Source organism: Cellulomonas sp. P22, assembly GCF_044392165.1.
Genome location: NZ_JBISBW010000007.1, coordinates 250837 through 263107 on the forward strand (window position 1 = coordinate 250837; position 12271 = coordinate 263107).

General features: G+C 72.0%; 10 protein-coding genes and 1 tRNA gene. 6 read left to right on the forward strand and 5 right to left on the reverse strand.

From position 1 onward, the window contains the following. Window positions 1–68: 68 nt before the first annotated feature. Window positions 69–830 (forward strand): hypothetical protein, encoded by a 762-nt coding sequence (locus tag ACGIF2_RS10135; protein ID WP_396046150.1) that lies wholly within the window; start codon window positions 69–71, stop codon window positions 828–830. Window positions 831–840: 10 nt separating this feature from the next. On the opposite strand, the gene ACGIF2_RS10140 is transcribed toward ACGIF2_RS10135, so the two are convergent. Both ACGIF2_RS10140 and dcd read right to left on the reverse strand, forming a co-directional pair. Further along, a complete protein-coding gene (locus ACGIF2_RS10140) occupies window positions 841–1956 on the reverse strand; it encodes a hypothetical protein (RefSeq protein ID WP_396046152.1) in 1116 nt (371 codons plus the stop codon). Window positions 1957–1960: 4 nt separating this feature from the next. Further along, window positions 1961–2536: a dCTP deaminase gene (gene dcd, locus ACGIF2_RS10145; RefSeq protein WP_396046154.1), complete on the reverse strand. Its 576-nt coding sequence runs from the start codon at window positions 2534–2536 to the stop codon at window positions 1961–1963. A gap of 188 nt (window positions 2537–2724) precedes the next feature. Between dcd and ACGIF2_RS10150 the strand changes: the two genes are divergently transcribed. The 5 genes from ACGIF2_RS10150 to ACGIF2_RS10170 all read left to right on the forward strand — a co-directional run bounded on the left by ACGIF2_RS10150 (window position 2725) and on the right by ACGIF2_RS10170 (window position 9615). After that, on the forward strand, window positions 2725–5226 hold the full coding sequence (locus tag ACGIF2_RS10150; RefSeq protein WP_396046156.1) for a GH36-type glycosyl hydrolase domain-containing protein: 2502 nt from the start codon (window positions 2725–2727) through the stop codon (window positions 5224–5226). A 237-nt stretch (window positions 5227–5463) separates the two neighbouring features. Then, entirely contained in the window at window positions 5464–7863 is a 2400-nt protein-coding gene (locus tag ACGIF2_RS10155) for a GH36-type glycosyl hydrolase domain-containing protein (RefSeq protein WP_396046158.1), read from the forward strand. Continuing rightward, window positions 7860–8816: an aldose epimerase gene (locus ACGIF2_RS10160; RefSeq protein WP_396046160.1), complete on the forward strand. Its 957-nt coding sequence runs from the start codon at window positions 7860–7862 to the stop codon at window positions 8814–8816. The genes ACGIF2_RS10155 and ACGIF2_RS10160 overlap by 4 nt, the downstream gene beginning before the upstream one ends. Before the next feature lie 154 nt (window positions 8817–8970). Then, a tRNA-Gly gene (locus ACGIF2_RS10165) sits at window positions 8971–9044 on the forward strand. 64 nt (window positions 9045–9108) lie between these two features. Beyond that, window positions 9109–9615 carry a GNAT family N-acetyltransferase gene (locus tag ACGIF2_RS10170; RefSeq protein ID WP_396046162.1) on the forward strand — a complete coding sequence of 169 codons (507 nt, stop codon included), beginning with the start codon at window positions 9109–9111 and terminating at the stop codon, window positions 9613–9615. A gap of 130 nt (window positions 9616–9745) precedes the next feature. Here ACGIF2_RS10170 and ACGIF2_RS10175 read toward each other — a convergent pair whose 3' ends face one another. From ACGIF2_RS10175 to arsM, 3 genes are all read right to left on the reverse strand, one after another. Continuing rightward, complete coding sequence (locus ACGIF2_RS10175) at window positions 9746–10165, reverse strand: arsenate reductase ArsC (RefSeq protein WP_396046164.1); 420 nt, start codon at window positions 10163–10165, stop codon at window positions 9746–9748. Next, a complete protein-coding gene (gene arsB, locus ACGIF2_RS10180; RefSeq protein WP_396046166.1) occupies window positions 10162–11235 on the reverse strand; it encodes an ACR3 family arsenite efflux transporter in 1074 nt (357 codons plus the stop codon). Before arsB ends, ACGIF2_RS10175 begins: the two co-directional genes overlap by 4 nt. A gap of 146 nt (window positions 11236–11381) precedes the next feature. Continuing rightward, window positions 11382–12173, reverse strand: a complete 792-nt coding sequence (gene arsM, locus ACGIF2_RS10185) for an arsenite methyltransferase (RefSeq protein ID WP_396046168.1) — start codon at window positions 12171–12173, stop codon at window positions 11382–11384. Window positions 12174–12271 lie beyond the last annotated feature (98 nt).

Genomic DNA, 12271 nt, shown 5'->3' on the forward strand with positions numbered 1-12271 from the left:
TGACCCGGCGCGCGGCGCGGTGGCCGACGTACCGTGGACGGAGACCTGGACGGCCTGGGGGGGCAGCCATGGTGGACGACTCGCACGAGGTCATGCCGGAGCAGGGTGGGGCCACGGTCCGACGGCGGCGGGCGCTGTACGACCGGCCGATCGTCATCGCCTGCCTGGTCGCAGGCCTGGCGGTGGGGCTGCTCGCGGGGCTCGTGGCGTCGAGCTTCCGGGTCACGCGGACACCCACGTACCGGGCGCTCGCTGACCAGGCCCGGCTGCTCGTCGAGGAACGTGACGCGGCGGTCGACGAGGCCGACCGCGCGACCGCCGACCTGGCGACGACCCAGCAGACGACGCAGACGCTCCAGGCGCAGGTCACCGAGCTCGAGGGCCAGCGGACGACGGCGGCCGCGCGCGAGGAGGCCCTGTCGGACCGGGAGACGGCTGTGGCGGCGGGCGAGGCTGCGGTCACGGACCGTGAGGCGGCCGTGAGCGCAGCGGCGTCGACGGTCGAGGGCGCCAAGGCCGCGCTGGCGGCGACCGAGGCGAAGGTCAAGGCCCGCGAGAAGGCCGTCGCCACGCGCGAGGCAGCGGCGACGAAGCAGCAGGGCTCGGCACCCGCGACCGGGACGGCGGCGACCGACACCGCCGCGACCGACCGGGCAGCCGTCGAGGCCCGCGCGGCGCAGGTCGAGGACGCGGCGGCGGACGTCAGCCGGCGCGAGGCGGCCGTGGCCGAGCGCGAGGCAGCGGTGCAGGCGGCCGAGGCGGCTCAGCCCGCGGCGAGCCCGCCTGCGGCCTGCACCCCGGTACCCGACGACGCACCGGCGAGCCCCTGACGGGACGTGCTCAGAGGTCCTCGGGGGCGACCAGGAACTCGGCGGCGTCGGCGATCTCACCGCCCACCACCGCCTGGAGCTCGCGGGCCAGCGCCTGCAGGGGTGGCATGGCGCGACCGCGGGCGACCCGGTGCGCGAACGACGGGCGCTCGAGCTCGAGCTCGTCGACGTCGGTGGGCTCCCACCGCAGCCGGTAGGCGACCGCACCGTCCGCGGTCCACGGCAGGTCGCGCAGCATGGGCGGCAGCACGTCCTCCGCGGCGACCTCGAGGGCCAGCAGGCCGTCGACGCCCATGTCGACCAGGGCGCCGTAGCCCTCGGGCCGCGGCGGGGCCGCGAGCATCGCGTCGTCGTACGCCGTGGCCTCGGCGAGCAGCCGGGTGCGCTCGTGCACGTCCTTCACCCCGTGCCGCTCGAGGGCGACCCGCAGCCCCGCGCCACCGCGCTCGGGCAGGCCGGTGCCCGCGGACGCGGCGAGCGCCCCGCGACCCGCATCGGGCATGGGCCCCTCCCACGGGACCCCGTCCATCGCGAGGCGGGCACGGGGCACGACCCGCTGGACCACGCGCAGGGTCTCGTCGGGCTCGAGCCACTGGTCGGTGTAGACGGTGAGGTCGATCGTCCCGTCGACGTCGGGGTGCAGCACGGTGCCGTGCTCACCCGTGCGCACCGCTCCCCCGAGCCGTCGTGCGACAGCGACGAGCCACAGCAGGACCCGCTCCTCCTCGCGCACCGGCATCGCCTCGGGGAACGCACGCTTGAGGCCGTCCCGGTCGCCGCCCGGGTACGGCCGCGGTCCGCGCTCGCGGGGGCACCTCACGTCGTAGACGATCGCGGTGCTGGTCGGCAGCCCGAGCCCGGCCGCGTCGGCCTGGTCCACGGCGAACGGACCGGTCAGCGTGGACAGGCGCGAGACGCGCAGCACGCCCGGGGTGCAGGGCACCGCGCGTCCGCGGCCCGGCTGCGGGACGCCCGGCAGCACCTCCCACGCGGCGGCGGGGAAGCGGCTCAGGGCCAGCACCTCGACCTCGTCGGCGCCGATGCCCGCGGGCAGCGCGAGCAGGTGCCGGGTGCGCAGGCCCGGGTCGTCGAGCGCGAGGCGCGGCAGCACCGGGGGCGCGCTCACGGCGTCAGACCTCCGAGCGGTGGAAACCCTGCCAGGACCGGCTCGCCGTCGGGCCACGCTGGCCCTGGTAGCGCGAGCCGTACGCGCTCGACCCGTACGGGTGCTCGGCGGCGGACGACAGCCGGAAGAAGCACAGCTGACCGATCTTCATGCCGGGCCACAGCAGGATGGGCAGCGTCGCGACGTTCGACAGCTCGAGCGTCACGTGCCCCGAGAAACCGGGGTCGATGAAGCCCGCGGTCGAGTGCGTGAGCAGCCCGAGCCGGCCGAGCGACGACTTGCCCTCGAGCCGCGCGGCGACGTCGTCGGGCAGCGTGACCGACTCGTACGTCGCGCCGAGCACGAACTCCCCCGGGTGCAGGACGAACGGCTCGCCGTCCTCGACCTCGACGAGCCGCGTCAGGTCGGGCTGCTCGGCCGCGGGGTCGATCACCGGGTACTTGTGGTTGTCGAACAGCCGGAAGAACCGGTCGAGCCGGACGTCGATGCTCGAGGGCTGCAGCATCGAGGCGTCGTAGGGCTCGAGCACGACGCGGCGCTGCTCGAGCTCGGCACGGATGTCACGGTCGGAGAGGAGCACGGAGCAACCGTAACGGTCGCGAGGCCCACGCCGTTCCGCCATCGGACGGGTCGGGCTATGCTCTAGCCCGTGGGAGCGCGTGGGAGCGCTCTCGCACAGACCCAGCGCCGCGTCGGCCCACCACGACTCCGCGAAGCAGCGGACAGTGCCAGCACGTGCGGTATTCCGAGCACGCGAGAGGCAAACGCATGCGGTACGGCCATTTCGACGACGCAGCCCGCGAGTACGTCATCACGACTCCGCACACGCCCTACCCCTGGATCAACTACCTGGGCTCCGAGCAGTTCTTCTCGCTCCTGTCCCACCAGGCCGGCGGGTACTCGTTCTACCGCGACGCCAAGATGCGCCGCCTGACCCGGTACCGCTACAACAACATCCCCACCGACGAGGGTGGCCGGTACTTCTACATCAACGACGGCGGCGACGTCTGGACCCCCTCGTGGATGCCCGTCAAGGCGGAGCTCGACCACTTCGAGGCGCGCCACGGCATGGGCTACTCGACCATCACGGGCGAGCGCGGTGGCCTCAAGGTCGAGTCGCTGTTCTTCGTGCCGCTCGGTGAGAACGCCGAGGTGCAGAAGGTCACGCTGACCAACACGTCCGCCGCGGCGAAGAGCTTCACGCTGTTCTCGTTCGTCGAGTTCTGCCTGTGGAACGCCCAGGACGACCAGACGAACTACCAGCGCAACCTCTCGATCGGCGAGGTCGAGGTCGAGATGGACGGGCCGTCCGGCTCGGCGATCTACCACAAGACCGAGTACCGCGAGCGCCGCGACCACTACGCCGTCTACGGCGTGAACACGCAGGCCACCGGCTTCGACACCGACCGCGACACGTTCGTGGGCGCGTACAACGGGCTCGGCGACGCCGCGGTCCCGCTCGCCGGGAAGTCGGCCGGCTCGGTCGCCTCGGGCTGGTACCCGATCGGCTCGCACTCCCTGGACATCACGCTCGCCCCCGGCGAGTCGACGAGCTACACGTTCGTGCTCGGCTACATCGAGAACCCGCAGGACGAGAAGTGGGCCCCGGCCGACGAGGCCGCGGGCATCGGCGCGCTGCAGGTCGTCAACAAGACCCGCGCGCACGAGCTGCTCGCCCGCTTCGCGACGAACGAGCAGACCGACGCCGCGTTCGAGGCGCTCAAGGCGCACTGGACCCAGCTGCTCTCGGGCTACTCGGTGTCCAGCACCGACGAGAAGCTCGACCGCATGGTCAACGTGTGGAACCAGTACCAGTGCATGGTCACGTTCAACATGTCCCGCTCGGCGTCGTACTTCGAGACGGGCATCGGGCGCGGGATGGGCTTCCGCGACTCCAACCAGGACCTGCTCGGCTTCGTGCACCTCATCCCCGAGCGTGCCCGCGAGCGCATCCTCGACATCGCCGCGACGCAGTTCCCCGACGGGTCGGCGTACCACCAGTACCAGCCGCTCACGAAGCGCGGGAACAACGACATCGGGTCCGGCTTCAACGACGACCCGCTGTGGCTGATCGCCGGCGTCGCTGCGTACATCAAGGAGTCGGGCGACTTCTCGATCCTCGACGAGCAGGTCCCGTTCGACAACGACGAGTCGCTCGCCGAGTCGCTGTTCGAGCACCTGACGCGCTCGTTCCGCTACACGATCGACAACAAGGGCCCGCACGGCCTGCCGCTGATCGGTCGCGCCGACTGGAACGACTGCCTGAACCTCAACTGCTTCTCGAACGAGCCCGGTGAGTCGTTCCAGACCACCGAGAACCAGGCCGGCGGGGTCGCGGAGTCCGTGTTCATCGCCGCGCAGTTCGTCCTCTACGGCGCCGAGTACGCCGAGCTGGCCGAGCGCCGTGGCCTGACCGACGTCGCCGCCGAGGCACGCGCCGCGGTCGAGGAGATGCGCGCCGCGGTGCTGTCGCACGGCTGGGACGGTGACTGGTTCCTGCGGGCGTACGACTTCTACGGCAACAAGATCGGCACCGACGAGAAGCCCGAGGGCAAGATCTGGATCGAGCCGCAGGGCTTCGCGGTCATGGCCGGCATCGGCGTCGAGGGCACCGACCCGACCACGCCCGAGGCCAAGGCCAGCCCCGCGATCAAGGCGCTCGACTCGGTCAACGAGATGCTCGCGACCGACCACGGCATGGTGCTCCAGCACCCCGCGTACACGAGCTACCAGATCGAGCTCGGCGAGGTCTCCACGTATCCCCCGGGCTACAAGGAGAACGGCGGCATCTTCTGCCACAACAACCCGTGGGTCATCATCGGCGAGACCGTGGTGGGTCGTGGCGCGCAGGCGTTCGACTACTACAAGCGGATCACGCCGGCGTACCGCGAGGACATCTCCGACGTGCACAAGCTCGAGCCGTACGTGTACGCGCAGATGATCGCGGGCAAGGAGGCCGTGCGGCACGGTGAGGCCAAGAACTCGTGGCTGACCGGCACCGCCGCGTGGAACTTCGTGGCCGTCTCGCAGTACCTGCTGGGCGTGCGACCGGGCTACGACGGCCTCGTGGTCGACCCGCAGATCGGCCCCGAGGTCCCCGAGTACACGGTCACGCGCCGTGCGCGCGGTGCGACGTACGTCATCACGGTCACGAACTCGGGCGCCGACGGCGCGCGCGCGACCCTCGAGGTCGACGGTGCGCCGATCGACGGCAACGTCGTGCCGTACGCCCCTGCCGGGGCGACGGTGAAGGTGCGCGCGACGCTCTGACACGTCACCGGCCCCGGTGGTCCGAGCACCCGCTCGGGCCGCCGGGGCCGTCGTGTCAGGACCGACCGGGTCGGCACCCGCTGCCGGTCGGCACCGACTGGTGAGAGCGCGACCATGCGCGCTACGGTCTGCATCGGCGCGTCATCCACACGAGCCCCGCACGACGACGACGTCGCACCGGGGACCGTCTTCATGAGTCGTCGCGGACACCGCACACGGACGAGGAGCAGGGCGACGATGCGCTACGGCCACTTCGACGACGACGCGCGCGAGTACGTCATCACCCGGCCCGACACCCCGCGGGCGTGGAGCAACTACCTGGGCTCGCGGCTGTACGGCGGCATCGTCACGCAGAACGCCGGCGGGTACAGCTTCTACCGCTCGGGCGGCACCGGGCGGCTGCTGCGCATGCGGTTCAACGGGGTCCCGCAGGACGAGCCGGGCCGCTTCGTCTACCTGCGCGACGACGAGACGGGCGACTACTGGTCGGCGTCGTGGCAGCCCGTGGGCAAGCCGCTCGACGGGCCCGACGCCTACCGGGCGCAGGTGCGCCACGGGCTCGGCTACTCGGTGTTCGACGCGTCGTACGCGGGCATCGACACCGAGACCACGATGTTCGTCCCGCGGGGGCAGGCCTTCGAGCACTGGTCGGTCCGCGTGACCAACCCGGGCACGCAGACCCGCACGATCTCGGTGCTGTCCTACGCCGAGCTCGCGAACGAGTGGAACTACCGCCAGGACCTCGAGAACCTGCAGTACAGCCAGTACGTGGTCCGGGCGACGTACGCCGACGGCTTCATCCACCGCACCAACCACACCCGCGACTCCACGAGCGAGTGCTGGTTCGCGCTCAGCGGGGCCGACGTCGTCTCGTTCGACACCGACCGGGACGTGTTCCTCGGGCCGTACCGCACCCCCTCGGCCCCGATGGCCGTCGAGCGCGGCGAGTGCTCGGGCAGCGAGACCGTGGGTGACAACGCGTGCGCGTCGCTGCACACCCGGCTCGTGCTCGCCCCCGGCGAGACCCGCCAGATCGTGTTCACCCTCGGGGTCGGCTCTCCCGACGAGCCGTGGAGCGACGGCACCACCACGCTGCGCCCCGGACGCGAGCTCGTCGCCGAGCACGCCACCCCGGAGCGGATCGCGGCCGAGGTCGACGCCCTGCGCGACGAGTGGTCCGCGGCCCTGGCGCCGTTGCAGGTGCGCACCCCGGACGCGCAGCTCGACTCGATGGTCAACGTCTGGAACGCGTACCAGACCCACATGACGTTCAGCTGGTCGCGCGGCGTCTCGCTCATCGAGGCCGGCGACCGCGACGGGCTCGGGTTCCGCGACACCGCGCAGGACATCCTCGCTGTGGTGCACTCGATCCCCGAGGCCGCCCGGGAGCGGCTCGACCTGCTGCTCACCGGCCAGACGGCCGAGGGCGGCGGGCTGCCGCTGATCAAGCCGCTCACGCACACGCCCGGCAAGGAGGCCACGCCGCGGCTCGAGGAGTACCGCAGCGACGACGCGCTGTGGCTGCCGCTGTCCGTCACGGCGCTCGTCAACGAGACCGGCGACGTCGGGTACCTCGACCAGGTGCTGCCCTACGCCGACTCGGGCGAGGACACGGTGCTGGGCCACCTGGTGCAGGCGCTGCGGTTCTCGCTCGAGCACCGCGGCGAGCACGGGCTGGTCCAGGGGCTCGCCGCCGACTGGAACGACTGCCTGCAGTTCGGCGTCGAGGGCGAGTCGATGTTCTCCACGTTCCTGCTGGCCCACGGCCTGCGGGCCGTGAGCGAGCTCGCTGCCCTCGTGGACCGCGGCGACGTGGCCGCGTGGTGCGTCGAGCAGCTCACGTTCCTGCTCGAGGCCGTCGAGGGCGCGTGGGACGGCGACTGGTACATCCGCGGGATCTCCGCGGTGGGCACCCCGCTCGGCTCGGCCGACGCCGACGAGGGCCGCATCTACCTCGAGCCCAACGTGTGGGCCGTGATCTCGGGTGCGGCCAGCCCCGGGCGCGCCCGGCACGCCATGGACCACGTCCACGAGCTGCTCGCGTCCGAGCACGGCGTCGCGCTGTGCGCACCGCCGCACACGCACCCCGTCGAGGGCGTGGGGCTGTCGCTGCTCGTCTTCCCGCCCGGGCACAAGGAGAACGGCGGCATCTTCTGCCACGCCGCCTCGTGGGCCGTGGTCGCCGCCGCGATGCTCGGCCAGGGCGAGCGGGCCTACGAGTACTACCGGGCGTACCTGCCCGCCCGCTACGAGGACGACGCCGAGACCCACCAGACCGAGCCGTACGTGTACGCGCAGTTCACGCACGGACCCGCGTCCCCGCGCTTCGGCCAGTCCCGCAACCCGTGGCTCACGGGCACCGCGAGCTGGACGTACGTGGCCGTGACGCAGCGGATCCTCGGCGTCCGCCCGGTACCGACCGGGCTCAAGATCGACCCGTGCATCCCCGCGGCGTGGGACGGGTTCGAGGTACGCCGCCATTTCCGGGGTCATGAGGTGACGATCCGCGTCACCAACCCGGAGCACGTGAACAGAGGGGTAGCGATGCTCAGCGTCGACGGGACAGCGGTGGACGGCGACGTCGCCCCCGCACACCTGGTCCAGGACGGTTCGGTCGTGGACGTGGTGCTCGGATGAGCCTCGTCGAGCTCAAATCGAGCGGCTGGCAGCTCGGGGTCCTCCCCGGCACGGGTGGCTCGATCGCGTACGGCAGGGTGCTGGTCGACGGGCAGTGGCTCGACCTGCTGCGACCCACCCGACCCACCGTCTACGGCAACCCCGACATGTGCGCCAGCTTCCCGCTCGTGCCCTGGTCCAACCGGCTGCGCGACGGCGTGCTGACGTTCCGGGGGCGCACGTGGCAGCTCGCGCACCACGCCGCCGACGGCACCGCGATGCACGGCGCGACGCTGCCCTACACGTGGCAGGTCGCCGACCGCGGCGAGAGCCACGTCGAGCTGACGATCGACACCGCGGGCCTCACGGGCGTGAACTTCCCGTGGCAGTTCCGCTCGCGGATCCTGTACGCGCTCGACGGCGACCGGCTGACGGTGACCACGACGGTCGAGAACACCGACACCGAGCCGTTCCCCGCAGGCTTCGGCCACCACCCCTACTTCGAGCGCCGGCTGCGCCCCGCCGTGCAGCACGGCACCCCCGCGCCCGACGAGGCCACCACGGGGTCGGACGCTCTCCTCGAGCTGCCGTTCGACCGCGGGTACGCACTGGTCGACGCGATGGCCACGGGCCCCGCGGGCGACGTGCCCGCACGTGCCGACTACCGCACGCCGCGCCCGATCGGCTCGGCGTTCGTGGACGACGTGCTCACCGGGCAGCGCGCCGGCGAACCCGCGGCCCGGATCACCTACCCGGACCACGGCGTCGAGGTCCGCCTCGACATGGACCCCGTGTACGAGCACCTGGTCGTGTACGTGCCCCGCCACCGCGCCTACTTCGCGGTCGAACCCGTCACGAACACCAACGGCGCGTTCGCCCTCCACGACGCAGGCGTCCCCGGCACCGGCACCTTCGTCCTCGCCCCCACCGAGTCCCGCACCGGCACCTTCACCCTCACCCTTTCGCCGAGATAGAGCCCGCGCGCCGAGGTAGAGCGGTGTGCGGCTCTACCTCGGGCGGACGGCACCACCTCGGCGGATGGAGGGGTGGGTTGGATCGGGTTGGGGTCGGGGGGTCCGGCGGGTATATTGGTCGGCGCGTGGCCGACGTGCAGCGTCGGGCCGTCGCGCGGGTGTAGTTCAGTGGCAGAACTTCAGCTTCCCAAGCTGATAGCGCGAGTTCGATTCTCGTCACCCGCTCCATCCAGAGGGCCAGGCCAGAGCGCACGCTCCGGTCTGGCCCTTCGTCGTCGGCTACGGTCGCGACGTGACCGCACCCGGAACCGCACCCGTGACCCTGCGCCGCTTCGTCCACGCCGACGGCCCCGCGACGCTCGATCTGTTCGTGCGGGCCATCCGGGTGACAGCGCGGAACGACTACTCCGCCACCCAGATCGCGGCCTGGGCGCCCGATGACCTCGACCCCGCGGCCTGGACCTCCCGGCGCGAGACGAGCCGCACGTGCGTGGCGTGCGTCGACGGGCGGGTCGTGGGCTTCACGGACGTGGACGGGCAGGGCTACGTCGACATGATGTTCGTCGACCCCGACCACGGCGGCCGCGGCGTGGCCGGCGCGCTGCTCGGCTGGGTGGTCGACGTCGCCCGCCGGGAGGGCGTGACCGAGCTCAGCACGCACGCCAGCCTCACCGCACGACCGTTCTTCGAGGCCCATGGCTTCGTGGTGGAACGCGCGCAGCGGCCGGTCCTCCGCGGCGTCGAGCTGGTCAACTTCGTCATGCGCTGCCCGCTGCGGGCAACGACAGACACCCCCTGACGACAGCCAGAGGGCATCCGGGTCACGCTGCTTCGAGGCTGTCAGTCCTCGACGAGGCACCCGCCAGGAGGGCTCCACCCCTCGGGCGCTGCGGGCCAGCTGGGGGCGTGTTGAACCGCATCGCACGGCCCTAGCCGCGGGCGTCCCCCAGCAGGTCGGCCAGCAGCGCCTCGACGCGCCCGCGGATCTCGTCACGGATCGGGCGGACCGCCTCGATGCCCTGCCCTGCCGGGTCCTCGAGCACCCAGTCCTCGTACCGCTTGCCCGGGTAGTACGGGCAGGCGTCGCCGCAGCCCATGGTGATGACGGCGTCCGACGCCTGGACGGCCGCCGGGCTGAGGACCTTGGGGGTCTCGGCCGAGAGGTCGATGCCGACCTCGGCCATGGCCTGCACCGCGACGGGGTTGATCGAGGCGGCCGGGGCCGAGCCGGCCGATCGCACCTCGACCGCTCCGCCCGACAGGGCCGTCATGAAGCCTGCGGCCATCTGGGAACGGCCGGCGTTGTGCACGCACACGAAGATCACGCTGGGGCGGGGCTGGTCGGTCATCGGGCACTCCTCGGGAGGGTCGTGGTGGGACTGCCGGGGGCGGTCGGGTCGGCGCCGAAGAAGCGACGACCCGCCCACAGGGCGACGTAGACGAGGCCCACGAGCACGGGGACCTCGATGAGCGGTCCGACGACACCCGCGAGCGCCTGCCCGGACGTGACGCCGAACGTCGCGATCGCGACGGCGATGGCGAGCTCGAAGTTGTTGCCCGCGGCGGTGAACGCGAGCGTCGTGGTCGTCGCGTAGCTCATGCGCAGCGCGCGTCCGAGGGCGAACGAGCCACCGAACATGAGCACGAAGTACACCAGCAGCGGGACCGCGATGCGGGCGACGTCACCAGGGTGGCTCGTGACGGCGTCGCCCTGCAGGGCGAACAGCATGACGATCGTGAAGAGCAGGCCGTAGAGCGCCAGGGGGCTGATCCGCGGGACGAAGGTCTGCTCGTACCAGGTGCGGCCGCGCCGACGCTCGCCGAGGGTGCGCGTGAGGTAGCCCGCGACGAGCGGCACCCCGAGGAACACGAGCACCGATCCGCCGATGGCACCGACCGAGAACCCGGTCGTGGTGGTCTCGAGCCCCAGCCAGGCGGGCAGCACCTGCAGGTAGAACCAGCCGAGGGCCGCGAACGCGACGATCTGGAAGACGGCGTTGATCGCGACGAGCACCGCGGCGGCCTCCCGGTCGCCGCACGCCAGGTCGTTCCAGACCAGCACCATCGCGATGCAGCGCGCCAGCCCCACGATGATCAGGCCGGTGCGGTACTCCGGCTGGTCGGGCAGCAGCAGCCAGGCGAGGGCGAACATGAGCGCGGGTCCGACGAGCCAGTTCAGCACGAGCGAGGTGACGAGCAGCCGTCGGTCGCGGGTCACGCGCCGGGTCTCGGTGTACCGGACCTTGGCGAGCACGGGGTACATCATCACGAGGAGCCCGACGGCGATCGGCACCGAGACCGACCCGATGCTCACGGCGTCGAGGCCCGCGGAGAGCCCGGGCACCCACCGCCCCAGCAGCAGCCCGACCCCCATCGCGAGGAGCACCCACACGGCCAGATACCGGTCCCCCCACCCCAACCGCCCGACCGCGCTCCGCCCACCCGACCCGCGCGGTCCGCTCGGTCCGCTCGGTCCGCCGAGATAGAGCGTTCGCGCCGACGTAGTGCCGTCTACGGCTCTATCTCGCCGCGAGCGCTCTATCTCGGCGGACGAAGGGGTGGGGGTCATCGGGGCTTGGTGGCTTGGACGGTGGCGGCGTGGAGGCCGGGGGCGACCTCGTGGGTGGAGGTGATGGTGGCGTCGGTGAGGCCGGCGGCGTGCAGGGCGTCGAGGTACTCCGTGCGGGACAGGGCGCCGGCGATGCAGCCGACGTACGAGCCGCGCTCGGCACGGTCCGCGGGGCTGAGGTGGTCCTCCGCGACGACGTCGGAGATGCCGACCCGCCCGCCGGGCACGAGCACCCGGAACACCTCGGCGAGCACCGCGGGCTTGTCGGTGGAGAGGTTGACCACGCAGTTGGAGATGACCACGTCGACCGACGCGTCGTCCATCGGCAGGTCCTCGATGGTGCCCTGGCGGAACTCGACGTTCTCGGCCCCCGCCCGGGCGGCGTTGGCCCGTGCCAGCTCGAGCATCTCGACAGTCATGTCCACGCCGTACGCGTAGCCCGTAGGGCCGACGCGGCGGGCCGAGAGCAGCACGTCGATGCCGCCGCCCGATCCGAGGTCGAGCACGCGCTCACCCTCGCGCAGCTCCGCGACGGCCGTCGGGTTGCCGCAGCCGAGCGAGGCGAGCAGCGCCTCGGCGGGCAACTCGGCCGCGCTCTCGGCGTCGTACAACGCGCCACCGAACGACGGGTCGAGGTCGAGCGTCGCGCTCGCGGGACCGCCGCAGCACGAGGTCGTGGTGTCGCTGTCGCACGCAGAACCGGTCACCGCCTGCGCCGCTGCGGCGTAGCGCTCGCGCACCTGCTCGCGCAGTCCGCCGTCACGTGTGGTGGTCTCGTCCCCGGCCATGACCGTCTCCTCATATCGATGATTGTCGATGTCGATCTGCGACGAGCGTGGCACCACACATCGACCGCTGTCAATATCGACGGACGCCGATGTCTATC

What these genes read in the sequence shown, in the direction of transcription:
- ACGIF2_RS10135 (WP_396046150.1), top strand. Translation starts at nt 69, where the DNA reads ATGGTGGACGACTCGCACGAGGTCATGCCGGAGCAGGGTGGGGCCACG.
- ACGIF2_RS10150 (WP_396046156.1), top strand. Translation starts at nt 2,725, where the DNA reads ATGCGGTACGGCCATTTCGACGACGCAGCCCGCGAGTACGTCATCACG.
- ACGIF2_RS10155 (WP_396046158.1), top strand. Translation starts at nt 5,464, where the DNA reads ATGCGCTACGGCCACTTCGACGACGACGCGCGCGAGTACGTCATCACC.
- ACGIF2_RS10160 (WP_396046160.1), top strand. Translation starts at nt 7,860, where the DNA reads ATGAGCCTCGTCGAGCTCAAATCGAGCGGCTGGCAGCTCGGGGTCCTC.
- ACGIF2_RS10175 (WP_396046164.1), bottom strand. Translation starts at nt 10,165, where the DNA reads ATGACCGACCAGCCCCGCCCCAGCGTGATCTTCGTGTGCGTGCACAAC.
- arsM (WP_396046168.1), bottom strand. Translation starts at nt 12,173, where the DNA reads ATGGCCGGGGACGAGACCACCACACGTGACGGCGGACTGCGCGAGCAG.